The sequence below is a fragment of the Rhizobium sp. TBD182 genome (assembly GCF_001950375.1).
In the GTDB taxonomy this organism is placed as follows: Bacteria; Pseudomonadota; Alphaproteobacteria; order Rhizobiales; family Rhizobiaceae; genus Agrobacterium; species Agrobacterium tumefaciens.
In genome coordinates this window covers 222,347-246,403 of the sequence record NZ_BDLN01000001.1, presented here as the reverse complement: position 1 = coordinate 246,403, position 24,057 = coordinate 222,347, and the positions used below count along the sequence as shown (strand labels likewise).

Here is a 24,057-nt window from a genome sequence, read left to right as displayed (position 1 = left end):
TTGCCCTGATGGCAGTTCCGCGACGATGCGAAAATTCCTCACAGGTGTGACGGGCATTGCCGTCTTTTGAATACGGCAAGACGGATTTGTACCTTGCCCCTGCCGCCAAGCTCGGGCAAAACAGCCCTATCCAATCACGAGACCATGCCAGGAGATAGAATATGGACGTTCGCGCCGCAGTTGCCATTCAGGCAGGAAAACCGCTTGAGGTCATGACCGTTCAACTCGAAGGTCCCCGCGCTGGCGAAGTGCTGGTCGAGGTCAAGGCGACAGGTATCTGCCACACCGATGATTTCACTCTCTCCGGTGCCGATCCCGAAGGTCTGTTTCCGGCCATCCTCGGCCATGAGGGTGCAGGCATCGTCGTTGATGTCGGTCCCGGCGTCACCTCGGTCAAGAAGGGCGATCATGTCATCCCGCTCTACACGCCGGAATGCCGCGAGTGCTATTCCTGCACATCGCGCAAGACCAATCTCTGCACCTCCATCCGCGCCACCCAGGGTCAGGGTGTGATGCCTGACGGCACCTCGCGCTTCTCGATCGGCAAGGACAAGATCCACCACTATATGGGCTGCTCGACCTTCTCGAACTTCACCGTCCTGCCCGAGATCGCTCTTGCCAAGATCAATCCCGATGCGCCCTTCGACAAGGTCTGCTACATCGGCTGTGGTGTGACGACCGGCATCGGCGCCGTCATCAACACCGCCAAGGTGGAGATCGGCTCGACGGCAATCGTCTTCGGTCTCGGCGGCATTGGTCTCAACGTTCTGCAAGGCCTGCGTCTTGCCGGCGCTGACATGATCATCGGTGTCGATATCAATAATGACCGCAAGGCCTGGGGCGAGAAGTTCGGCATGACCCACTTCGTCAACCCGAAGGAAGTGGGCGACGACATCGTGCCCTATCTCGTCAACATGACGAAGCGCAATGGCGACCTGATCGGCGGTGCGGATTATACATTCGACTGCACGGGCAATACCAAGGTCATGCGCCAGGCGCTGGAATCTTCGCATCGCGGCTGGGGCAAGTCTGTCATCATCGGCGTTGCCGGTGCGGGCCAGGAAATCTCCACGCGTCCGTTCCAGCTGGTCACCGGCCGCAACTGGATGGGCACGGCCTTCGGCGGCGCGCGTGGCCGCACCGACGTACCGAAGATCGTCGACTGGTACATGGAAGGCAAGATCCAGATCGATCCGATGATCACCCACACGATGCCGCTCGAAGACATCAACAAGGGCTTTGACCTGATGCACAAGGGCGAGAGCATCCGCGGCGTCGTGGTCTATTGATCGGCTGACAAAATGGCAGGCGCGCACCGCGCGTCTGCCATATGAATTGACCGACCTTTCCGCTTACAGCCGTGCCGATTAACGGGACGGTAAATCTATCGTCGTATGCCGATATTGCGCGGTGGAGTTGAAAAATCCCTCCCTGCCCGAAACGACGCCAGATAGCGGGAGCGACCTCTGAGAACCGTACCGATCGACAACGGAAACCGCGTCGCTGCCGTTGCACTTTTGACGAAAGGTTTTCCGGAAAAGAGCGAGGCTTTCTGGGCGCTCGGCGTGTCCCTTATAAGCGACCATCATCAGCGGCAGGATCTCGGCCCCATCGGGCAATTGCTGATGAAGGGCGACGATGCCGTGGGCGTTCTTCTGACGATCCGAAGCCGCCTGCCCGAGACCGGCAGGACAGTCGTCAACCTGTCCAGCTGGTATGTCGAACCTTCCAGCCGCTGGTTTGCACCGCGTATGCTGCAAATGGCGTCATCCTCCGAAGAAGACATCTTCACCGATCTCACCCCGTCTCCAGAAGCCTGCAAGCTGAACGAGAGACTGGGGTTCACAACGGTGACGAATTGCACGCTTTTCTATCCCCTGCCTTTAAAGGCATTCGGCCCGGCCAGGGCACGGCTGCGCCCGCTTGCCGAAGTGCCGCAGGGCACGCTGTCTGCCGCCACGCGCGACATGCTGGAAGATCATGCGCGTTTCGGCTGCATCGTGGCGGTCATGGAGGCGGACGGAAGCCATTATCCGCTGGTGTTTTTAAAAACCGTAACCAAAAGGCTGCCCTCCGCCCGCCTCATCTATTGCGAGGACAGGCAAGTCGCCCAGAGGCACATTTCGGCAATTGCCCGCCATCTTCTTGGCAAAGGCCGGCTTGCATTGACCATGGCGGCTTCCGATGAGAAGCGAGACGCCGGCGGATTTGCCATACTCAAATCCTCGCCAATACAAGTAAAGGGAGCATGGAACCCACGGTTTATTAACGAAACATATTCAGAATTGGTGTTATTGCCACCCTGGGTATTGGGACGCTCTTAAAAGACGCGCGCTTAAACCTTGCCTGAAAAGAAGAAAATGCGCTTCGGCCGAGACTAGTCCCGACTGCGCGAACGAGCGGAGAATAAGCATGCTTTCAGCGAAACCCAGGGAAGTCGATGTCTCCGAGACCATCTATTCCTACCTCTCGCAGCGTTTCCCGGCTCATGCACCGTTTTCCGCAGATACGCAATTGCTCGAAGGCGGCGTGATCGATTCGCTCGGTTTTCTCGAACTGATGATCTTTCTCGGCGAAGGTTTCGGCATCGTTCTCAATGATGAACATTTCACCCCGGAAAATCTCAGCACGCCGGCCGATCTGATTGCCTTCGTCACGCAGGAACGGCGCAGATGACAACCCACATCCTGCTGCACCACCTGCTCACCGCGCGGGCGGAAAGCGGCGATGAGGCGCTTGTCTACAAAGAAAAATCACTGAGCTATCGCGAATTTTCCGAAGCGGCCGCACGTTGTGCGGCGGCATTGCAGGAGGCCGGAACGGAGCGCGGCGACCGTGTCGTCATCTTCCTGCCGCGCGGCATCGAGGAATGCTGGTCGATCTTCGGCGTGAGCATGGCTTCCTGCGTCTTCGTGCCGGTCAATGCGCTTTTGAAGGCGCAGCAAATCCGCCATATCGTCGCGGATTGCGGCGCAAAAATCGTCATCAGCAGTGCTACGATGATGGATGAGCTAAACGCGGCTGTGGAAGACCTGCCCGAGGTCACTGTACTGCTGGCGGAACAAATCGACCGCCGCCCGCCCGTGCCTGCCAAAGTCTCCCCATCAATTGGCGAGGACCTTGCAGCAATCCTCTACACATCCGGCTCCACCGGCTCGCCCAAGGGCGTGATGCTGTCGCACCGTAATCTTCTGGCCGGAGCGCGCATCGTGCGCACCTATCTGGAGATCACCGGAAAAGACCGCCTTCTCTCCATTTTGCCCTTCAGTTTCGATTACGGCCTGAACCAGTTGCTGACGGCGGTTGAACAGGGTGCGACCACTGTTATCTCCACCTTCAGGCTCGGCGACGACATTGTCAGGGACTTGCGCGACCATGCCATTACCGGGCTTGCCGGCGTGCCGACCGTTTGGGCTATCCTGACGAGGGCCGCGCCGTTGCTGGCGAAAACGCCGTTGCCGCAGTTGCGTTACATCACCAACTCCGGCGGACGCGTGCCGCAGGAAACCGTGAGGGCGTTGCGCGAAAAGCTGCCGGACACCAAAATCTATCTGATGTATGGCCTGACCGAAGCCTTCCGCTCCACCTTCCTGCCGCCTGATGAAATCGACCGCCGCCCGACTTCCATCGGCAAGGCTATCCCCGAATGTGAAATCTTCATCGTCACCGCAGAGGGACAGAGGGCAAAACCGGGTGAGCCCGGCATTCTCGTCCATCGCGGCCCGACCGTGTCGCTGGGTTACTGGAACCGGCCGGAAGATACCGCCAAGGTGCTGCGCCCTCACCCTTTCATTCCGGCCGAACGCGGCGGCGAGACCGTGTGTTATTCCGGCGATTTGGCGGTGGAAGACGAGAACGGCTTCTTCAGTTTCGTTGCCCGCAACGATGCGATGATAAAATCGTCAGGCTATCGCATCAGCCCGACCGAGGTGGAGGAAAGCCTGATGTCGACTGGCCTTTTCCAGCAGGTCGCCGTCATCGGCCTGCCGGACCCCTTTGCAGGCGAGAAGGTGCATGCCGTGGCAACCGCCGCCAACGAGAATATCGATACCTCGGCAGCTCTCAAAAAAGCTGCCGAAATGCTTGCCCCCTTCATGATTCCGCGCGCCATCGAACTGGTCGACCGGCTTCCCGTCACGGCCAATGGCAAGGTGGATTACCGCGCGCTGGTGCGCGAACGGACGGACAATGGCGCCCACGGATAAACCCCAAAGCCACGGCCCTGCCCTTGCCGCCGCGCAATTCGCAGTCGACGAAAACGATCTTGTCATCGGCGGCCTTGCCGTGCGCGATATCGTCGCTGAGACCGGAACGCCGTGCTTCCTCTATGATGCCAGCGCCATGCGCCGCGCCTATCGCGATCTCGCAACCGCGCTCAGTGGTTTTGCCGATATCTACTATTCGGTGAAAGCCAATCCCCTGCCCGCCATCATCTCGCTTTTCCGTGAAGAAGGCGCTGGCGCAGAAATCGCCTCCGTCGGTGAATATCGCGCCGCCATCAAGGCAGGTGTGCCACCGGAAAAGATCATCTTTGCCGGTCCCGGCAAGCGCCAAGCTGAATTGCTTGAGGTGATCGAGAGCGGCATCGGCGAAATCCATATCGAGAGCGCCGAGGAAATTGCCCGCATCGAGGCGATCGGCAAACCGGTCAAGGCTTCGATCCGCATCAATCCGGTGCCGGATGCGCAGGCAGGCGCCATGCGCATGGGTGGCAAGGCCACCGCCTTCGGTTTCGACGAGGAAGAACTCGAAAACGTCCTGCCGCTGTTCAGGGACATCAGGCATATCAATCTCGTCGGTGTCCATATTTACGGTGGCACGCAAATCCTCGATGCCGACATGCTTGTCTCCCAATGGAGACACTCCATTTTGCTTGCCGCACGCATGGCCGAAATGCTCGGCAGGCCCCTTGAAACCATCGATCTCGGCGGCGGTCTCGGCATCCCCTATTTCGCCGGGGAGACGCCGCTCGATCTTGCAGCGGTCAGTGCCGCCATTCCCGACCTCAAGGCCTTGGTGCAGGCACATCCGCTGATCGCCGATGCCCATATCATTGTCGAACCCGGCCGCTTCCTCGCCGGTCCCGGCGGCATCTATGTGGCGGAAGTCAATTCGGTAAAGACCTCGCGCGGCACCACCTTCGTGGTGACGGATGGTGGCATGCATCACCATCTGGCAGCCTCCGGCAATCTCGGCCAGATCGTCAAGCGCAACTACCCCATCGTCGCACCGGCCATGATGCAGGCAGACTATGAGGAAACTGCAACCATAGTCGGCCCGCTCTGCACACCGCTCGACACGCTGGCACGCAATGCGGCCCTGCCGAAGCTGAAGGCTGGTGATCTCCTGGCAATCCTGCAATCGGGCGCCTATGGTGCAACCGCTAGCCCAGTGGGCTTCCTCAGCCACCCGGCGGCAACGGAAGTGCTGGTTGAGGATGGTGCGTTAGAGGTGATTGGGCGCTGAAGGAGTGGAATAGCAGGAAAGCGCCAGCATTGGCATCGGCCAGGCATCGAGCCACTCGACGCAAATTCCTCTCTAACAAAGATCACTTAGCGTTTAGCCAGAACGACGCGTCCCTTCTGCATCGTTTCATGAAGTTTGGCTTTGATCTGTTCGAAGAACTCCTGAGGGATCATGCCGTAGTCGTAACGATTCGGATCCGAAGACAGCGTCCTGAGGTGAATACCGGGCCATTCGAATCTATTGACCTCACTCACGCGGATCCAGTTGACATCATCATCCAGACCGAGCTGGCCACAGAGTTCGGCTGGAACCTCAATCGATGCGTCCTCCTCACCAAGGTCGGGAGGAGAATGCGTGATCGGCACGACGATCGTATCATTGGTTCTGGAATGATACACGATGATGGCACAAGGCCTGTCCTTGCTCCCCGCAGAAAGGCCTTCGCTTTTTTCCTTATACCACAGGTAGTTATATCGAATTACAAGGCCCGGAACCGGAGTAGGATAGCTCACTCTGATGCTTTGCCATATTCAGCGCTCATGATCGACGCCATAGTTTCGTCGTCCATCTCGCTTACTTTGATGACTTCACGTTCGCGTCTTTGCATGTCCCGATAGTGGTCGAGTTCAGATGCGGAAAGGAACGCACCAATCGTACGATTATGGGCTGTGACCTCAATCACGCCCGCCGATTGCACTTGCTCCCGGAACGTCGTGAATCGACGCGCGAATTCAGTCGCTGGAACTCTTATAGTTTGCGCCATAGTCAACGGTCTCCTTTTGTGTAAAATACGCATTTTACACATTTTATCAAGAGCGGGAACGCTTGCTCCTCGACGAGCGTGCAGAAAATCTCGGCATTGCTACCCGATCACCCCCGTAACAGCCTGTCCCCAACCGCAAATTTGGATTTCAGCAGACACTCATCATATTCCGACTCGGCATCCGAATCGAAAACGATGCCGCCGCCGACATTGAAGATCGCGCGGCCGCCATCGAACAGGGTCAGCGTGCGGATCGCCACCGAAAAACGCATTTCTCCATTCGGAGACATGAAACCGATAGCACCGCAATAGGCGTCGCGCGGCATCTGTTCCAGTTCGCGCAGGATCTTCATCGCCCACATTTTCGGCGCGCCGGTCACCGAACCGCAGGGAAAAAGCGCCGCGAAAATATCCTCCACCGTCACATCCGGCAAAAGCTTCGCGCGCACATGGCTGACCATCTGGTGCACGGTGGGATAGGTCTCGATATCGAACAGTCGCGGCACATGGAGGCTGCCGACCTCGGTGATGCGGGAAATATCGTTGCGCAGGAGATCGACGATCATGCGGTTTTCGGCAAGCGTCTTTTCATCCTCAAGCATCGCCGCGATGATCGCCCGGTCCTCTTGCGCATTCGCACCGCGCGGCGTCGTTCCCTTCATCGGATGGGTTTCGATGAAACCTTCCCCGTCAACTGAGAAAAACAGTTCCGGTGAGCGCGACAGGATCACCGGTCCACCGAGATCGACCAGCGCGCCATATTTGACCGGCTGGCGCGCGACCAGCGACCAGAAGGCCGTGAGCGGATCGCCGCTCCAGCGAGCGTGAACGGGCATCGTCAGATTGCCCTGATAACAGTCGCCGCGACGCAGATGCCCGTGCAGCCGCTCGAAGCGCTGGCAATAGTCTTCAAGGCTCCATGCGGGCGCGGGATCGGCCAGGAACGCATCGGCATCCGGCAGACTTTCGGGCCGCGCAAATCGCCCCTCATCCGGTTGTGGGCCGGAAAAGACGCCGAAGCGAAGGAACGGCACGTTGCGAGGCTCGGCAGCAAAGTCCGCAAGTTTCGGCTCGAACAGGAAACCCGCCTCGTAGGACATATAGCCGGCAAGGTATTTCCCGGCGCGGCGCAGCTGCTCCATGCGTTTCAGCGCCGCGAAAAACGCCTCTGGCTCATCCGCGACGATGATCTCCTCCGGCTCGGTGAAGGCTGTCACCGTGCCGGTCGTGTCATCCCGGAAAAGAACGTAAGGCGCATGTGCCAAGGAAAGCGTCCGAGCAGGAGAAAGGGTCGGGAAAAATCAGATCGGGTCTATGTCGCCCCGCGCCCACATCTCTATGGTTTCCGCATAAAAATCAGCGAAACGGCCTTCCTCGATCGACTTGCGGATACCCTGCATCAGCTCCTGATAATAGGCAAGATTGTGCCAGGAGAGCAGCATGCCGCCCAGCGCCTCGTTGGAGCGCGTGAGATGATGCAGATAGGCGCGGGAGTAATCACGCGAGGCCGGGCAGTTTGACTGCTCATCGAGCGGCCGCATATCCTCCGCATGGCGGGCATTGCGGATATTGACCCTGCCGCGACGGGTGAAGGCAAGCCCGTGACGACCGGAACGGGTCGGCATCACGCAGTCGAACATGTCGATGCCGCGCGCCACCGATTTCAGAATATCGTCAGGCGTACCGACGCCCATCAGGTAACGCGGCTTTTCGGTGGGCAGCACCGGCAGCGTGATGTCGAGCATGCCCAGCATCACATCCTGCGGCTCACCGACGGCAAGGCCGCCGACAGCGTAACCCTTGAGATCAAGCTGCTTCAGCCCTTCGGCGGAGCGAATGCGCAGATCCGGCTGGTCGCCGCCCTGCACAATGCCGAACATGGCCTTGCCGGGCTGTTCACCGAAGGCGACGCGGCAACGCTCCGCCCAGCGCAGCGACATTTCCATGGCGCGCTCGATTTCCTTGCGCTCGGCCGGCAGCGCGATGCACTCATCGAGCTGCATCTGGATGTCCGAATCAAGCATGCCCTGAATTTCGATCGAGCGTTCCGGCGACATATGGTGCAACGAACCGTCCACATGGCTCTTGAAGGTCACACCCTTCTCGTCCAGCTTGCGCAGTCCTGAAAGCGACATGACCTGGAAGCCACCGCTGTCGGTGAGGATCGGATGCGGCCAGCGGATAAGCTCATGCAACCCGCCAAGCCTTGCCACGCGCTCCGGGCCGGGCCGCAGCATCAGGTGATAGGTATTGCCGAGAATGATATCGGCCCCGAGCTCGCGCACCTGGTCGAGATACATGGCCTTGACAGTACCGACAGTGCCAACAGGCATGAAGGCAGGTGTGCGGATGACGCCGCGCGGCATGGCGACTTCGCCAAGGCGGGCGCCGCCGCTCGTGGCTTTCAGGGTAAAGGTGAATTTGTCGTGCATCAGTTCTTCCGGAACAACAGGCTTGAATCGCCATAGGAATAAAAACGGTATCCGGTTTCGATGGCATGCGCATAAGCGGCACGCATCGTCTCGAGACCGCAAAAAGCCGAAACGAGCATGAACAGCGTCGATTTCGGCAGGTGGAAATTGGTCATCAGAATATCGACCGCGCGGAAACGGTATCCGGGCGTGATGAAGATGCCCGTCGCGCCCGACCATGGCAGAATGACGCCATTCTCATCAGTGGCGCTTTCGATAAGCCGCAGCGAGGTGGTGCCGACAGAAACGATCCGCCCGCCGCGCGCCTTGACGGCATTGAGCTTTGCCGCAGTCTCCTGCGAAACATGGCCGATCTCGAAATGCATCTTGTGATCGTCGGTATCGTCGGCCTTAACTGGAAGGAAGGTGCCTGCCCCAACGTGAAGTGTCACGAAATGTCGCTCGATGCCGGCTTCGTCCAGCGCCGCAAACAGATCGGGTGTGAAATGCAGGCCGGCAGTTGGTGCGGCAACGGCGCCCTTCTCGCGGGCATAAATTGTCTGGTAATCGGTCTGGTCCTGCGCATCTTCCGGGCGCTTCGCGGCAATATAGGGCGGCAAAGGAATATGGCCGACGGAGGCGATCGCCTCGTCCAGAACAGGTCCGGAAACGTCGAACAGCAGCGTGATCTCGCCCTCCTCACCCTTTTCCTCGACGGTGGCCTCCAGATGGGCAAGGCCGCAGGCATTGTCGCGCTCATAACCGAAACGGATGCGGTCCCCCTGCTTGATGCGCTTGCCCGGCCGCGCGAAAGCCTTCCAGCGCGACTGGTCGGCGCGCATGTGCAGCGTGGCTGAAACTGCCGTTTCAGGCGCACCTTCGCGCAGCCGCACGCCTTCAAGCTGGGCTGGAATGACGCGGGTGTCGTTGAATACCAACGCGTCGCCGGGCTTCAGGAAGGAAGTCAGGTCGGATACGATGCGGTCTTCCATGTGGTTCGCATTCGGATCGACCACGAGAAGACGCGCACTATCGCGCGGGTTCGCCGGGCGAAGGGCGATATTCTCCTCGGGGAGATCGAAATCGAACAGGTCTACGCGCATTGCAAGGGCTCTCGAAATATCAAAACCCGCCCTGCATGGCATGGGGCGGGTGGTGGGTGACGACAAGGCTTCCGACTACACTCGACCTCATCCTCGGCTTGTCCCTAGGATGAGGTCTGAGAGGTTGGCGCCATCATCAATGTGAAACGCCCCGCAGTTTCCTGCGGAGCGGGTAAACACTTTATACGCTATTATCAGGCCGCCGAAGCAAGCTTCATCGAAACGATCGAATCGGGGTCCTTCACAGGCTCGCCGCGCTTGACTTTGTCGATGGCTTCCATGCCTTCGATGACCTGGCCCCATACGGTGTACTGCTTGTTCAGCCAAGGCGAATCGGTGAAGCAGATGAAGAACTGCGAGTTGGCGGAGTTCGGGCTCTGCGAACGGGCCATCGAGCAGGTGCCGCGTACGTGGGAAATAGCCGAGAATTCAGCCTTGAGGTCAGGCTTCTCGGAGCCGCCCATGCCGGCGCGGGCCGGGTTGAAGCTCTCCGAACCCTTCTTGCCGAACTTCACATCGCCCGTCTGGGCCATGAAGTCTTCGATGACGCGGTGGAACACGACGCCGTCGTAAGCGCCTTCCGATACCAGTTCCTTGATACGGGCAACGTGGCCCGGAGCAACTTCCGGAAGCAGCTGGATCACGACCTTGCCGGTCGTCGTTTCCATGATGATGGTGTTTTCCGGATCCTTGATCTCGGCCATGATTATTCTCCTCTGTTCGGGCTCTATTGCCCTACCTTACTTCTTGCCGACGGTGACCTTGATCATCCGGTCGGGGTTGGAAACTTCGCCGTTGCCGCCGGCGCCGCGCTTGATCTTGTCTACGGCTTCCATGCCGGACACGACCTTGCCGACCACGGTGTACTGGCCGTTCAGGAACGGACCGTCGGCAAACATGACGAAGAACTGCGAATTGGCGGAATTCGGATCGCTGGAACGGGCCATGCCGACAACGCCGCGCGTGAATGGTGTCTTGGAGAACTCAGCCGGAATGTCGGCCAGGTCAGAGCCGCCGGTGCCGGCACGCTGGGCGTTGAAGCCCTTCTCCATGTTGCCGTACTGCACATCGCCGGTCTGCGCCATGAAACCGTCAATGACGCGGTGGAAGGCCACGTTGTCATAGGCGCCCTTTTTCGCCAGCGCTTCAATCTGCGCCACGTGCTTGGGCGCGACTTCCGGCATCAGTTCGATGACGACGGGGCCGTCCTTCAGCTGGACGGTCAGGAATTCGGCAGCCGAAGCGAAGGTGCTGGCGGCAAGCGCGCCCGCAAACAGGGCGCCGGCAAAGGCAAATCGAACGAGTTTCATTGGATTGGCTCCGGAATGTGAGGCTGAAGTCAGCGCTTCAGCTTGGCGTTGAGGGCTTCAAGCACGGCTTTGGGAACGAAGGCATCCACATTGCCGCCCATGGCGGCGATCTGCCGGACCAATGTGGCTGTAATGGGTCGCGACGACGTACCCGCCGGTAGGAACACGGTCTGTATATCAGGTGCCATCTGGCGGTTCATGCCGGCCATCTGCATTTCATAATCGAGATCGGTGCCGTCACGCAGGCCGCGCAGAAGAAGGCGCGCGCCATGTTGACGGGCTGCATCGACGACCAGATTGTCGAAGGAAACGACCTCAACGCGCGCCGCCTCACCAGGCAGGCTTTCAGAAAGCGCCCGGCTTATCAGCGTCGCCCGCTCCTCGAAGCTGAACAGCGGTGCTTTTCCGGGATGGATGCCGACGGCGACGATGACTTTGGACGCCACGTTCAGCGCCTGGATAAGCACATCCAGATGTCCGTTGGTCATCGGATCGAAGGATCCTGGATAAAAGGCAATCGTCATATCGCTCTCAAGTGGTGGGCGTTATGTGCCGCCTTTTGTCACGGAGATGGGCGCGGCGCAAGACTTTTACAACCCGGACGCCCTCCCGGTGCGGTCTGAACAACGGATGAATGCGCCGTTCAGTGCGGTTTCAGGGCTCATTTATATAAATACACGGCATCGGGAAACCGAAATGCCCCTCACCTCGTTAAGCCCCCGGAGAAACGAAAATGCTGGCCTTTATGATCGTCTTTTCGGTCATCGCATCATTCGCAGCCGAGTATCTTTTCCTCGAATGAGGCCAGTCGCCGGTTTCCTGAACGCCAGATGAACAAGCCATTCAAGGAAGTTTCACAGGCGCGATGCTAATCGATTTTTAAGGTTGACGCGGAACATGATTGGACGTGGCGCGTTAATATCAAACCAAAGGAACAGACAGATGTTTGTAAGAGAAAAACAGTCTACTTCGGCGAAAATCAGCGTCATCAGCACCGCCTGGACAGTACTGGTCATCGCAATGGTAGCAACAACGTTTAGCCTTTATGATCAGAAGCCTGCCGCCCAGGGACCGGACTATCCACAGATGACCGCCCGCTACCAGTCCATGACCTATTACTGATGAGGAACTAGGATTTCCTCGCTACCAACGGAGATGATATCATGTTCACATTCCTGACTCTGCTTCTTGCCCTGATCAGCATCATGTTCGTGACATCAATGATCTCCGCTGTCGCCGAGATGCGACGTGAAGACGAGGAATTCAAGGCCTCGGTAAGACGCAACCGCGCGTTCTGACCGCAACCATCAGACTTAGCCGTCTTTCAGAATATGATTCTCCGCAACCGCCTGGACGCTCCGGGCGGTTTTATTTTGCCGCCTTAAGGGCCAGTATGGCGAAGATGAAGGCGTAAAAACCTAGCCCCAATCACATAAGCGTTTTCAAAACCCCGTTTTTCCAAGGCAAATTCCCTTCAATTTCCCATTGGATTGATTTAAGGAACGCCGATACGTTGCGGGCCGGACGGCTGGCGACCGCAATGACGTTCCTGTGAGGTTTGCATAACGATGCTCGATTCCCTGAGAAATGCTTCTCGAACCATGGCAGCCAAGCTGCTGCTTCTCCTGCTTGTTGTTTCGTTTGGCGTCTGGGGCGTCTCCGCATCACTCGTCACCTCCAATTCGCATGCGGTCATGACCGTCGGCGACCAGACGGTCAGCCCGCAGGAATTCCGCCTCGCCTATCAGCGTCAGGTTTCCGATCTCAGCCGCCAGTTCGGCGCGAGACTGACCACCGAACAGGCCAAGGCCTTCGGCATCGACCGTCAGGTGTTCAGCCAGCTTGCGGCGGGTGCCTCGCTGGATGAACTGGCGTCGAAGATGAATCTCGGCCTTTCGGAAGACCGCCTCGCCAATCTCATCGCCGAAGACCCGGCATTCAAATCGGTTAATGGCCAGTTCGATCGCACCCTGTTCACCGAACGGCTGCGCAATTCCGGCCTGCGCGAAGACGACTATATCAAGGAACGCAGCAAGGTAGCGGTCAGAAGCCAGATCGTTGAAGCCGTTTCCGATGGTTTCAAGGCACCGCAGGTACTGGTGGACGCACTCAAGCAATACCGCAACGAACAGCGCTCGGTCGATTACGTCATCCTGTCCAACGCCGTCATTGCGCCGGTCAAGGCGCCGGGCGACGACGTGCTTGCACCCTGGTTTGAAACCAACAAGGCGAAATATCGCGCGCCCGAATTCCGCAAGTTCACCTATGTGAAGCTGGAACCATCGGACATTGCCGATCAGGCTTCGGTGACGGATGCGCAGATCGCCGACTATTACAACAGCCACAAGGACAGCTTCCGCACCGCCGGTCGCCGCACCGTCGAGCAGCTGACCTTCCCGGAAAAGGAAATGGCAGAAGCCGCCGCGGAGCAGATCCGCCTCGGCAACACCACCTATGATCAGGTGGTTAAGGATCAAGGCAAGACCGCCTCCGACGTGACGCTTGGCGAATTCACCAAGGACACGATCCCCGACCAGTCGATTGCCGATGCTGCTTTCGCCGTCCAGAAAGATGGCGGCGTGTCTCCGGTCGTGGCAGGCTCCTTCGGCCCGGTCATCCTGCGCATCACCGGCATCAAGCCGGAAACCACCCGCACGCTGGAAGAAGCGAAAGAGGACATCCGCAAGGACCTCGCCACCGCTGCTGCAGCCGAAGAAGTCACCAATGTGCATGATCGTTACGAAGACCTGCGTGCCGGCGGCTCCTCGCTTGCCGATGCGGCAAAGCAGCTGAACCTCAAGCCCGTCACCATCGACGCCATCGATGCCGCCGGTCTTGATGAAAAGGGCGACGCCATTCAGGACCTGCCCTCGCCGCAGCTTGCCCAGGAAGTCTTCAAGACCGAACCCGGCACCGAAGCCCTGCCGATCAATCTTGGCCGCGAAGGCTACATCTGGTTCGACGTCGATCAGATCATCCCCGCCCGCGACCGCACGCTTGCCGAAGTGCGCGACGATGTCGTGGCCGACTGGACGGCAGAGCAGCAGCGCACGGCGCTTGCCACCAAGGCCGACGAGTTGAAGGCACGCGTTGAAAAGGGCGAGACACTGGCAGCGGTGGCTGGCGAACTCGGCCTTGCCGTCGAGCAGAAATCCGGCCTGCGCCGCACCAGCGAGGACGCGATTTTCGGTCGCCAGACGATTACGGCGGTATTCTCCGGCGCTGAAGGCATGACGGGCACAGCGGCAGACGCCGATGGTTCCAGCCGCATCCTCTTCAAGGTCACGGCAGTCGACACCAACGCGCCTGCCGATGCGCTTGCCAATGACGATCAGCAGTTCGCCGCCATCGCCCGCGCGGCAGGCGATGACATGCTCGACCAGATGGTCAACCGCCTGCAGAACGACTACGGTGTGACCATCAATCAGGCCCTCGCCGATCAGGCGATGGTCGGCTTCTAACCGGGGGGCGGAAACGATGGCCGAACTGAAACCGCTGATCGCAAAGGTCGCAAGCGGGGAAAGCCTGAACCGTGAGGAATCGCGGGCCGCTTTCGACATTCTGATGTCGGGCGAAGCAACCCCGTCGCAGATCGGCGGTTTCCTGATGGCACTGCGCGTGCGCGGCGAGACGGTGGACGAGATTGTCGGCGCCGTCTCCTCCATGCGCGCGCGCATGCTGCCGGTTTCGGCCCCCGAAAACGCGATCGACATCGTCGGAACCGGCGGTGACGGCATCGGCACCTACAATATCTCGACGCTCGCCTCGATCATCGTTGCCGGCACGGGCCTTCCCGTTGCCAAGCACGGTAACCGGGCGCTAAGCTCCAAATCCGGCACGGCGGATGCGCTGTCCGCACTCGGCGTGAAGCTGGATATCGGCCCTGACCTTATCGCCCGCTGCATCAGTGAGGCGGGACTCGGCTTCATGTTCGCGCAGCTGCACCATTCCGCCATGCGCCATGTCGGTCCAAGCCGCGTCGAACTTGGCACGCGCACCATCTTCAACCTGCTCGGCCCGCTTTCCAACCCGGCGGGCGCGAAGCGCCAATTGCTCGGCGTCTTTTCGCCGCGCTGGCTGGTGCCGCTTGCCGAAGTGCTGCGCGATCTTGGCTCGGAAAGCATCTGGGTCGTACATGGCGACGGCATGGATGAAGTCACGACGACAGGCGTCACCCATGTGGCGGCGCTTGAAAACGGCAAGATCCGCACCTTCGACCTGACGCCGAAGGATTTCGGTGTTGAACCCGCTTCCATGGCAGACCTCAAGGGTGGCGACGGCATTGCCAATGCAGCGGCACTTCGCGAGGTTCTGTCCGGCAAGCGCAACGCCTATCGCGACGTATCGCTGTGCAACGCCGCGGCAGCCCTCGTCATTGCCGGCAAGGCCGAAACGCTTGGCGAGGCGATGACGACCGTGAGCCAAGCGCTCGACAGCGGCGCGGCGGCAGCAGCGCTCGACCGCCTGGTCGCCGTCTCCAATGAAACAGTCTCCGGGCAGGCCGACCACTAAAAGGAATGAGAGCGAAACCATGAGCGACATTCTGAAAAATATCGAGATCTACAAGCGCGAGGAAATTGCCGCCGCCAAGGCCAGGGTTTCACTTGCCGATCTCAAGGCGATGGCCGCAGGCCAGACTGCGCCGCGCGGTTTTTACAAAGCGCTGCGGACAAAGCAGGCTGAGGGCAAATTCGGTCTGATTGCCGAAATCAAGAAGGCCAGCCCCTCCAAGGGGCTGATCCGCCCGGATTTCGATCCGCCGGCACTGGCCGCCGCCTATGAGGCTGGTGGCGCCGCCTGTCTTTCCGTGCTGACGGACACGCCGAGCTTTCAGGGTGCGCCGGAATTTCTGACGGCTGCCCGCAATGCCTGCGCGCTGCCTGCGCTGCGGAAGGATTTCATGTTCGATACCTATCAGGTGCATGAGGCCCGCGCCTGGGGCGCGGACTGCATCCTGCTCATCATGGCGTCTCTTTCCGACGATGAGGCGAAACGCCTTGAAGACGAGGCTTTTTCACTCGGCATGGACGTGCTGGTCGAGGTGCATGATGCGGAAGAAACCGAACGGGCGCTGAAGCTCGCCTCGCCGCTTCTCGGCATCAATAACCGCAATCTGCGCACTTTCGAGGTCAGCCTCGAAACCAGCGAGAAACTGGCTGGCCTCGTGCCCGCCGAAAAGCTGCTTGTCGGCGAAAGCGGCATCTTCACCTATGAGGATTGCCAGCGCCTCGAAAAGAGCGGCATCAGCACCTTCCTCGTCGGCGAAAGCCTGATGCGCAAGGACGATGTGACGGCGGCTACCAAAACCCTGCTAACCGGCCAATCCGGCGTTCTGGCGGCGGAATGATGCGCCGATGAGCGAGGCGACAAAGCTCACCCATATCGATGCGAGCGGCGAGGCCCATATGGTCGATGTCGGCGACAAAGCCGAGACCGTCCGTGTCGCCGTTGCCGAAGGCTTCGTGAAGATGAAGCCGGAAACGCTGGCGCTCATCCGCGATGGCAATGCCAAGAAGGGTGACGTCATCGGCACAGCCCGGCTCGCGGGCATCATGGCAGCCAAGCAGACGGCAAACCTCATTCCGCTCTGCCACCCGCTGATGCTGACCAAGGTTGCGGTGGACATTACCGAAGACGCTGCCCTGCCCGGCCTGCGGGTGGAGGCCATGGTGAAGCTCTCCGGCAAGACGGGCGTGGAGATGGAGGCGCTGACCGCCGTGTCCATCGCCTGCCTGACCATTTACGACATGGCCAAAGCCGCCGACAAGGCGATGGAGATCGTCAATATCCGCCTTCTCGAAAAGAGCGGCGGCAAGTCGGGCGATTTCCGGCGACAGGAGACATGAATGAAGCCACTGCTGCCCGTGGATGAGGCCGTAACGCGCCTTCTGGAGGCGGCGGTTCCTGTGGTTGACAGCGAAACCCTTCCGCTCGCCGAATGCGATGGCCGCGTCCTTGCGGCTGACCTTGCGGCGCGTCTGACCCAGCCGCCTTTCGATGCCTCGGCCATGGACGGCTATGCGCTGCGCAGTGCCGATGCGCCACAAATCGGGTCAGTCCTCACCGTCATAGGCCAGGCTGCCGCAGGCCACGCTTTCGCGGGCACGGTGGGTAAAGGCGAGGCCGTGCGTATCTTTACCGGCGCACCGGTGCCAGCGGGTGCGGATGCCATTCTCATTCAGGAAGATGCCGAGCTTTTCGGCGAGGGCAAAATCCGCACCGCTTTCGACATCACCGCCGGGCGACACATTCGCCCGCGCGGACAGGATTTTGCCGAGGGCGACACGGTTTTGAAGTCCGGGCGCGAACTCGGCTTCACCGATCTCACCGTTGCGGCGGCGATGAATCACGCAACGCTTGCCGTCTATCGCAAGCCACTGGTCGCCATCCTTGCCACCGGCGACGAATTGCTACCGCCCGGAAGCACGCCCCTTCCCGCCCAGATCATCGCCTCGAACACCTTCGGTGTCGCCGCACTTGCGCGGGCAGCCGGTGCGGAGGTTCTCGATCTCGGGATTATACCCGACAACGACACGCTGATCCGCGCCACCATCGGCAAGGCTGTCGCGGCAAAGGCCGATGTGCTCGTGACGCTCGGCGGCGCCTCTGTCGGCGACCATGATCTCGTTCAGGCGGCGCTTAAGGCCGAAGGCATGCAGCTCGATTTCTGGCGCATTGCCATGCGTCCTGGAAAACCGCTGATGGTGGGCACCATCGATGCCATGCAGGTTCTGGGCCTGCCAGGAAATCCAGTCGCGAGCCTCGTCTGCGGCCTGCTGTTCCTCGAGCCACTGCTCCACAGAATCGCCCGCCGCATTCCGCCGCAACGCGTCACCACAGCCCGAACCGCCACACCGCTGAAGGCGAACGATCACCGGCAGGATTATCTTCGCTCCCGTTTCAGCGCCGATGACAACGGCGCTCTGGTGGCGCAAGCCTATGCCAAACAGGATTCATCCATGATGAACATACTGGCACATTCAGACGGCCTGATCGTGCGCCCGCCAAATGCGCCGGCAGTTGACGCAGGTGCGGAATGCTCGGTGATACGGCTTAGAGCCTGACGGGACATATTCCGGCGGCGCACAAAACAACGCATTGTTTCAAAATCTTGCGCAATTTCCACCGCAAGTAGTCACAGAAATGAGACGAACTGCAGCCACTCCTGTTGAGACGACGTAATAAAAACTGTAACGTTGCTGTATCCGGACATGCGCGAAGAAGTTCGTTACTTATAAGCGGCGTCTCGCCAGATGAAAAACTCCGTGCCTCAACCATCTCCCGATTATCACCCTACGTTGTTGTGCCGAAATAAATCACCCTAAAATCACTATCGGGATTGACAGAATAAATACGAAGCTGGTACCAAGACGAGCAGTAGAAATCAAAAAACTCCGGAACTTCCTCGAAATGAGAATTACTTATAATTATCAGCTAAATAAGATAAAAATTGCCGAAGATCAAATTTCAGGGAACAAAAATTAGTTTCCCATAAATTAAGCTTTTCAAAACGGCCTACATAATAATAATCATAGTCGATAAGCAGACTCACTGGAGTTTCTTGATGAACACGGCATCCACGCCCAAATCCACGGGGCCCGACATCGCCGGGCAGATTGCCTACGCAATGCGGAGCATGGGTGTGTCGCCGATCCCGCGCAACTATAGCCTTTTTTACGAAGCCTATATTGGCTCGAACCCGGCGCTGACGAGAGATCTGGCGGCACTGGGAAACCGGGTGACGCAGGAGGATCTGGACGAATTGTCCGCGCGGTACGGGGAAGGCAATCCCATTGCCTCGATCGACGACGCGCACGAGAAGCTGCGGCGTGAACTGGAGGCACTTCTCGGAACGCTGAGGCGCGAACAGTCCTCCATCGAGAACTACAACAGAATTCTCGGCGAGACCCGTCAGCGCATTGACGACAAGACCGTATCGAGCACCAATATCCTGAAAAATGCGGTCTCGCTGCTGGCCGAGGCCACCGGCTCGAAAATCATCGATGGCGAAAAGGCGTTCAACGACGTCAACCGCCATGCCGAGGAAATGCAACAGGTGCGTCTGGAGCTGGATGGATACAAGCGCATCGCCAATACCGATTCGCTGACGCGCCTTTCCAACCGTCGCGCTTTCGATGACAGGCTGGCCTCCGTCTACAACAGCTCCATCGGCCTGCAATATACGACGCTCATCCTGCTCGACATCGACCATTTCAAGCGGATCAACGATACGTTCGGCCACCCGGTCGGCGACAAGATACTGGCCACAGTCGCCTCCGTCATCCGCGCCAATGTCCGCAAGGACGGCTTCGTCGCCAGAAGCGGCGGCGAGGAATTCGCCATCATTCTTGATGGCAACACGCCGGAAGAAGTCATGGTGATCTGTGAGCGCATCCGCCTGTCGCTGGAAAGCACACCGTTCCGCAATTCAAGATCGGGCGCCGACTACGGTACGGTGACGATCTCGATAGGCTTCGCCTCCGCCTCGCAGGCAAACAATCCGGGCGAACTTTACGGACATGCCGATATGGCACTTTACCACGCCAAGGAAACCGGCAGGAACCGTTCCGTTATTTACGAGGACGGCATGCAGAAGAACTATATCGGCAAGAACTGGCTGATTTATCGGACGTGAGAAGGATGGCGCCGGTTAGGGAGCATAGTGAATGCAGTGCTCCCTCCGCCCCCACGCCCTGTTACGTGAGCACCTGTTGCTGCGGCAAAAGACACGTCACCACATGGTCTTCGCCGCCCGAACCGCCCATTCGCGGTCATAAGTCTCCTGATCGAACTCCGCCTTGGCGGCTTTGAGCAGGCTGCCTGGTGTGGGCAGTGACGCGGGTTCCACGAAGTTGTCGGGGTTCCACAGTTCCGAACGCATCAAGGCCCTCGCGCACTGGAAATAGACCTCATCGATTTCGACCACAATGACGGTGCGCGGGTGTTTTCCCTCCATTTCGAAGCTTTGCAGCAGATCGGGTGCGACCGAAACGACAGCGCGGCCGTTGATGCGCATCGTTGTATTCGAGCCCGGGATCAGGAACATCAGCGCCACGCGTGGATCGCGGACGATGTTCAAAAGCGAATCGACGCGGTTGTTGCCGCGCCAGTCGGGCAAAAGCACCGTCCTGTCGTCGGCCACCCTTACCACACCGCCCTTGTCGCCGCGCGGCGAACAGTCCATGCCTTCCGGCCCGACAGTCGCCAGCGCCAGAAATGGCGAAGCCTCGATCATCTGCCGGTATTCGGCGGTCAGCGTGGCTGTCACCTTCGCGATAGATGCCTCGCTTGTGCCATCGTAAATGGCCTTCAATTCCTCAACCGTGCGAATGACCGTCATTGTGCGCTCCAACTCCTGCAATCAATCTGCCCCCCATAAATCAGGGCGCGTTATTCCTCTGCCGCTTCCGCTTTTTCCCGCTCCGCCCGTTCGCGCGCGGTGCGTGCAGCAACGAGGTCCGCCGGCTGGGAATTGCCGCGGATCAGCGACCGGCCCGCATAAATACCGCCGACGACTTCCATTGCGAAACGTTCCTCATCGCGGTCGCGGAATTCCTCCACCAAGCGGGCAGCATCTTCCCGCTCCTCGCCCATGGCGCCAAGCACTTCCTCGCTGAAATTCATCGCCGATTCCAGCGTCTCGCGGATCTGGTAATCCACGCCGGCCTTCACAAGATCGATTGCGTGGCCACGGTCATAGGCACGGGCAAGAACGGGAACCAGCGGAAACTCATGCTTGACGATCTCCGCGATCCGCACAGCGGCTTCCTTGTCGTCGACGCAGATCAGCACCGCACGCGCGGTGCTTGCCCCGGCGGCATGCAGGATTTCCGCGCGTGAACCATCGCCATAATAGACCTTGAAACCGAATTCCGCAGCATCGCGCACAAAGTCGGCATCCTTGTCGATTAGCGACAGCGTGTAGCCACGCGCGAGAAGCGGCTGGCTGACAATCTGGCCGAAACGCCCGAAACCGATCAGCAGAATGCTGCCCTCGACATTTTCCGGCACATCGAGATCATCGGTCTTGGGAACGGCCGCCGGCACCAGCCGGTCGTGCAGAATGACCATCAGCGGCGTCAGCACCATCGAGATGATGATGGTCGCCGTCAGGATGGCGTTGGCTTCGCGGTCGAGGATGCCGGCGCTGACAGCGGCGGAATAGAGCACGAAGGCGAATTCGCCACCCTGCGCCATCAACACGGCCCGCTCCAGGCTTTCGCGCCTGGTGGTGCCGAGCGCCCGCGCCACGCCGTAGATCAGGAATGCCTTGAGCAGCATGTAACCTGCGACGCTGACGACCACGAGCTGCCAGTTCGACGCAATGACGGCAAGATCGATCGCCATGCCGACGCCGAGAAAGAACAGGCCGAGCAGAATGCCGCGAAACGGCTCGATATCCGCTTCCAGCTGATGGCGGAACGACGATTCGGACAGCAGCACACCAGCCAGAAACGCGCCCATCGCCATGGAAAGACCGCTGACCTGCATCAACAGCGCCGAACCGAGCACCACGAGCAGGGCCGCGGCCGTCATTACCTCGCGCGCACCAGACGCCGCCAGCAGGCGGAAGAACGGGTTGAGAAGATAACGCCCGGCCAGAATGAGCGCGCCGACGGCGGCAAGCGCGATGCCGACGGAAATCCAGCGCTCCGAGGGTGTGACGTGCTCACCACCAGCACCGAGGAAGGCAACGAGCGCCAAAAGCGGCACGATGGCGAGATCCTCAAACAGCAGGATGGCGATGATGCGCTGGCCCTTGAGGCTGGACATGCTGTTGCGTTCCTGCAGCATCTGCATGACGATTGCCGTGGAAGTCAGCACGAAGCCGGTACCGGCGACGAATGACATGATGAGCGGAAAGCCGAGACTGACGCCAACCATCGTCAGACCCGCCATACAGACCAGCACCTGCAACGCGCCAAGCCCGAAAATATCCTGCCGCATGGACCACAGCCGTGACGGCTGCATTTCAAGGCCGATGATGAACAGGAACATCACCACGCCGAGTTCGGCGATATGAAGGATCGCCTGCGAATCGGAGAAGAAGCCGAAGCCATATGGCCCGATCACCAGGCCGGCGGCCAGATAACCCAGCACCGAACCGAGGCCGATGCGCTTGAAAATCGGCGCGGCCACCACGCCCGCCGCCAAAAGCACGACCACCTGGGCCAGATCATTCCCGTTCGCTTCGACCGCCACACATCACCCCGTTTAAATTGATAGAACGAGGGTGTTCCCTCCCTCACTTCCTAGCGCATCAGTATGAAAATCGAAAATGATTTTACAGAAAGACGATGCGCAGATTCAACGGGTTATTTGTCCATAAGGCATGCGGGCTCCAGACGCCGCTGCCCTCCTCCCCTCATTTCTGTGCTTGTCACAGGAATGAGGGTGGGGAGTGTCCGCAGGCCTTGCGCCCGCCTACCGGGACAGCGGTTCCCTGCTCAAGCCCTTTTCGGCGAGCTGTCGCTCATAATCGGCAAACGATGCATCGCCGGTCTCTCCCAGTTCCTTCAGATATCTCCAGGTAAAGATGCCGCTGTCATGGCCGTCGTCGAAGACGATGCGCACGGCATAATTGCCCGTCGCCATCATGGAGCGGATCGTCACGTTGCGCTTGCCGGGAACAGTGACCTTCTGGCCCGGCCCGTGGCCCTGCACTTCCGCGGAGGGTGAAAGCACGCGCAGCATCTCGGCACCGAGCCGATAGACGCTTCCATCATCGAAGGAAACGGTCAGTTGCCGCCGGTCTTTCGACACAAGCAGTTCAGTCGGCCAGGCATCACTCATTTTTCACTTCCGCAAGCTCGTCTTATGCGTCAGAATTACGGACTTGCCTCGCGATAGGCAAGTCACTACATCACCTGTAAAGCACATGCCCGGCAATCTTGTGCCCGGCGCATCGCGCAGTGAGGACGGAGACGTGAACAGTTTCCCCGGATCGCTCGAAAGAGCGCAGTCCCTGACGGAAAACAATGCACCGATGGTGGACCCTTTCGGCCGGTCCATAACCTATCTGCGCGTTTCCGTGACAGACCGCTGCGATTTCCGCTGTACCTACTGCATGTCCGAACACATGACCTTCCTGCCGAAGAAGGACCTTCTGACGCTGGAGGAACTCGACCGGCTCTGTTCCGTCTTCATTCAACGGGGCGTGCGCAAGCTGAGGCTGACCGGCGGCGAGCCGCTGGTGCGCAAGAACATCATGATGCTGGTGAGGAACCTCGGCCACCATATTGGCACCGGCGCGCTGGATGAGCTGACGCTGACCACCAACGGTTCGCAGCTTGCGAAATTCGCCGCCGAACTCGCCGATTGCGGCGTGCGGCGTATCAACGTCTCGCTCGATACGCTGGACCCGCAGAAATTCCGCGAGATCACCCGCTGGGGCGATATCGACCGTGTGATGGAAGGGCTGGATGCCGCACAGGCCGCCGGCATCAAGGTCAAGCTCAATGCCGTCGCGCTGAAGGACTTCAACGAGACTGAAATTCCCGAGCTGATGCGTTTCGCCCATGGTCGCGGTATGGACCTGACTGTCATCGAGACCATGCCGATGGGCGAGATCGAGGAAGATCGTACCGATCGCTACCTGCCGCTTTCCAGGCTGCGCGCCGATCTGGAACAAAGCTTCACGCTTGTTGACAACGACTACCAGACCGGCGGCCCTGCCCGCTACGTGACGGTGAAGGAAACCGGTGGCAGGCTCGGTTTCATCACACCCATGACCCATAATTTCTGCGAAAGCTGCAACCGCGTCCGCCTCACCTGCACCGGTACGCTCTATATGTGTCTCGGGCAGGACGATGCCGCCGACCTTCGCACGGCGCTGCGCGCTTCCGACAGCGACGCCTATCTCTCGGGCGCCATAGACGAGGCCATTCTGCGTAAGCCGAAAGGGCATGATTTCATCATTGACCGCACCCACAAGCGCCCCGCTGTCGCCCGCCATATGAGTGTGACCGGCGGCTGAACCTGTTTCTCGTCCACCCACCCATTTA

The 24,057-nt window shown here is 59.5% G+C and carries 25 protein-coding genes; 14 read left to right on the top strand and 11 right to left on the bottom strand.

The features are described 5' to 3' along the window. The first annotated feature begins 161 nt into the window (after positions 1 to 161). The 5 genes from T18_RS01310 to T18_RS01290 all read left to right on the top strand — a co-directional run bounded on the left by T18_RS01310 (position 162) and on the right by T18_RS01290 (position 5,466). On the top strand, positions 162 to 1,289 hold the full coding sequence (locus T18_RS01310) for an S-(hydroxymethyl)glutathione dehydrogenase/class III alcohol dehydrogenase (RefSeq protein ID WP_013636254.1): 1,128 nt from the start codon (positions 162 to 164) through the stop codon (positions 1,287 to 1,289). A 276-nt stretch (positions 1,290 to 1,565) separates the two neighbouring features. After that, a complete protein-coding gene (locus T18_RS01305) occupies positions 1,566 to 2,324 on the top strand; it encodes a hypothetical protein (protein WP_038492841.1) in 759 nt (252 codons plus the stop codon). An 88-nt stretch (positions 2,325 to 2,412) separates the two neighbouring features. After that, a complete protein-coding gene (locus tag T18_RS01300; protein WP_003515534.1) occupies positions 2,413 to 2,676 on the top strand; it encodes an acyl carrier protein in 264 nt (87 codons plus the stop codon). Next, positions 2,673 to 4,205, top strand: coding sequence for an AMP-binding protein (locus tag T18_RS01295; protein WP_025593602.1), 1,533 nt, complete (start codon positions 2,673 to 2,675; stop codon positions 4,203 to 4,205). The genes T18_RS01300 and T18_RS01295 overlap by 4 nt, the downstream gene beginning before the upstream one ends. After that, complete coding sequence (locus T18_RS01290) at positions 4,189 to 5,466, top strand: type III PLP-dependent enzyme (RefSeq protein ID WP_038491182.1); 1,278 nt, start codon at positions 4,189 to 4,191, stop codon at positions 5,464 to 5,466. Before T18_RS01295 ends, T18_RS01290 begins: the two co-directional genes overlap by 17 nt. 86 nt (positions 5,467 to 5,552) lie before the next feature. On the opposite strand, the gene T18_RS01285 is transcribed toward T18_RS01290, so the two are convergent. The 8 genes from T18_RS01285 to coaD all read right to left on the bottom strand — a co-directional run bounded on the left by T18_RS01285 (position 5,553) and on the right by coaD (position 11,577). Beyond that, positions 5,553 to 5,978, bottom strand: coding sequence for a hypothetical protein (locus T18_RS01285; protein WP_038491185.1), 426 nt, complete (start codon positions 5,976 to 5,978; stop codon positions 5,553 to 5,555). After that, positions 5,975 to 6,229 (bottom strand): hypothetical protein, encoded by a 255-nt coding sequence (locus T18_RS01280; RefSeq protein WP_038491188.1) that lies wholly within the window; start codon positions 6,227 to 6,229, stop codon positions 5,975 to 5,977. Before T18_RS01280 ends, T18_RS01285 begins: the two co-directional genes overlap by 4 nt. Before the next feature lie 107 nt (positions 6,230 to 6,336). Beyond that, positions 6,337 to 7,494 carry an aminodeoxychorismate synthase component I gene (locus tag T18_RS01275; RefSeq protein WP_038491191.1) on the bottom strand — a complete coding sequence of 386 codons (1,158 nt, stop codon included), beginning with the start codon at positions 7,492 to 7,494 and terminating at the stop codon, positions 6,337 to 6,339. 36 nt (positions 7,495 to 7,530) lie between these two features. Next, entirely contained in the window at positions 7,531 to 8,661 is a 1,131-nt protein-coding gene (tgt, locus tag T18_RS01270; RefSeq protein ID WP_003515541.1) for a tRNA guanosine(34) transglycosylase Tgt, read from the bottom strand. Beyond that, positions 8,661 to 9,743: a tRNA preQ1(34) S-adenosylmethionine ribosyltransferase-isomerase QueA gene (gene queA, locus T18_RS01265; protein ID WP_038491194.1), complete on the bottom strand. Its 1,083-nt coding sequence runs from the start codon at positions 9,741 to 9,743 to the stop codon at positions 8,661 to 8,663. Before queA ends, tgt begins: the two co-directional genes overlap by 1 nt. A 194-nt stretch (positions 9,744 to 9,937) precedes the next feature. Next, positions 9,938 to 10,447: a peptidylprolyl isomerase gene (locus T18_RS01260; protein WP_003515547.1), complete on the bottom strand. Its 510-nt coding sequence runs from the start codon at positions 10,445 to 10,447 to the stop codon at positions 9,938 to 9,940. 36 nt (positions 10,448 to 10,483) lie between these two features. After that, positions 10,484 to 11,053: a peptidylprolyl isomerase gene (locus T18_RS01255; RefSeq protein ID WP_038491197.1), complete on the bottom strand. Its 570-nt coding sequence runs from the start codon at positions 11,051 to 11,053 to the stop codon at positions 10,484 to 10,486. A 29-nt stretch (positions 11,054 to 11,082) separates the two neighbouring features. Beyond that, positions 11,083 to 11,577 (bottom strand): pantetheine-phosphate adenylyltransferase, encoded by a 495-nt coding sequence (gene coaD, locus T18_RS01250; RefSeq protein WP_003515552.1) that lies wholly within the window; start codon positions 11,575 to 11,577, stop codon positions 11,083 to 11,085. 418 nt (positions 11,578 to 11,995) lie between these two features. On the opposite strand from coaD, the gene T18_RS01245 reads away from it, so the two are divergent. The 8 genes from T18_RS01245 to T18_RS01210 all read left to right on the top strand — a co-directional run bounded on the left by T18_RS01245 (position 11,996) and on the right by T18_RS01210 (position 19,688). After that, positions 11,996 to 12,175: a hypothetical protein gene (locus T18_RS01245; RefSeq protein ID WP_003515553.1), complete on the top strand. Its 180-nt coding sequence runs from the start codon at positions 11,996 to 11,998 to the stop codon at positions 12,173 to 12,175. A 41-nt stretch (positions 12,176 to 12,216) separates the two neighbouring features. Then, positions 12,217 to 12,351, top strand: coding sequence for a hypothetical protein (locus T18_RS27415; RefSeq protein ID WP_003515556.1), 135 nt, complete (start codon positions 12,217 to 12,219; stop codon positions 12,349 to 12,351). A 270-nt stretch (positions 12,352 to 12,621) separates the two neighbouring features. Beyond that, entirely contained in the window at positions 12,622 to 14,514 is a 1,893-nt protein-coding gene (locus T18_RS01235) for a peptidylprolyl isomerase (RefSeq protein WP_013636263.1), read from the top strand. Positions 14,515 to 14,530: 16 nt separating this feature from the next. Further along, complete coding sequence (trpD, locus tag T18_RS01230; protein ID WP_038491201.1) at positions 14,531 to 15,565, top strand: anthranilate phosphoribosyltransferase; 1,035 nt, start codon at positions 14,531 to 14,533, stop codon at positions 15,563 to 15,565. A gap of 19 nt (positions 15,566 to 15,584) precedes the next feature. Continuing rightward, on the top strand, positions 15,585 to 16,400 hold the full coding sequence (gene trpC, locus T18_RS01225; RefSeq protein ID WP_038491204.1) for an indole-3-glycerol phosphate synthase TrpC: 816 nt from the start codon (positions 15,585 to 15,587) through the stop codon (positions 16,398 to 16,400). Positions 16,401 to 16,407: 7 nt separating this feature from the next. Continuing rightward, positions 16,408 to 16,899: a cyclic pyranopterin monophosphate synthase MoaC gene (gene moaC / locus T18_RS01220; RefSeq protein WP_003515564.1), complete on the top strand. Its 492-nt coding sequence runs from the start codon at positions 16,408 to 16,410 to the stop codon at positions 16,897 to 16,899. Then, positions 16,900 to 18,117: a gephyrin-like molybdotransferase Glp gene (gene glp / locus T18_RS01215; RefSeq protein WP_038491207.1), complete on the top strand. Its 1,218-nt coding sequence runs from the start codon at positions 16,900 to 16,902 to the stop codon at positions 18,115 to 18,117. It abuts the gene before it with no gap. A gap of 500 nt (positions 18,118 to 18,617) precedes the next feature. Continuing rightward, positions 18,618 to 19,688, top strand: coding sequence for a GGDEF domain-containing protein (locus tag T18_RS01210; RefSeq protein ID WP_038491212.1), 1,071 nt, complete (start codon positions 18,618 to 18,620; stop codon positions 19,686 to 19,688). Between the two features lie 96 nt (positions 19,689 to 19,784). Here T18_RS01210 and T18_RS01205 read toward each other — a convergent pair whose 3' ends face one another. From T18_RS01205 to T18_RS01195, 3 genes are all read right to left on the bottom strand, one after another. Next, on the bottom strand, positions 19,785 to 20,393 hold the full coding sequence (locus T18_RS01205) for a pyridoxamine 5'-phosphate oxidase family protein (RefSeq protein WP_038491215.1): 609 nt from the start codon (positions 20,391 to 20,393) through the stop codon (positions 19,785 to 19,787). A 50-nt stretch (positions 20,394 to 20,443) separates the two neighbouring features. Continuing rightward, positions 20,444 to 22,255, bottom strand: a complete 1,812-nt coding sequence (locus T18_RS01200; RefSeq protein WP_019566167.1) for a monovalent cation:proton antiporter-2 (CPA2) family protein — start codon at positions 22,253 to 22,255, stop codon at positions 20,444 to 20,446. 222 nt (positions 22,256 to 22,477) lie between these two features. Beyond that, on the bottom strand, positions 22,478 to 22,846 hold the full coding sequence (locus tag T18_RS01195; protein WP_003515573.1) for a gamma-butyrobetaine hydroxylase-like domain-containing protein: 369 nt from the start codon (positions 22,844 to 22,846) through the stop codon (positions 22,478 to 22,480). Between the two features lie 85 nt (positions 22,847 to 22,931). Between T18_RS01195 and moaA the strand changes: the two genes are divergently transcribed. After that, positions 22,932 to 24,029 (top strand): GTP 3',8-cyclase MoaA, encoded by a 1,098-nt coding sequence (gene moaA, locus T18_RS01190; RefSeq protein WP_003515576.1) that lies wholly within the window; start codon positions 22,932 to 22,934, stop codon positions 24,027 to 24,029. Positions 24,030 to 24,057: the final 28 nt, after the last annotated feature.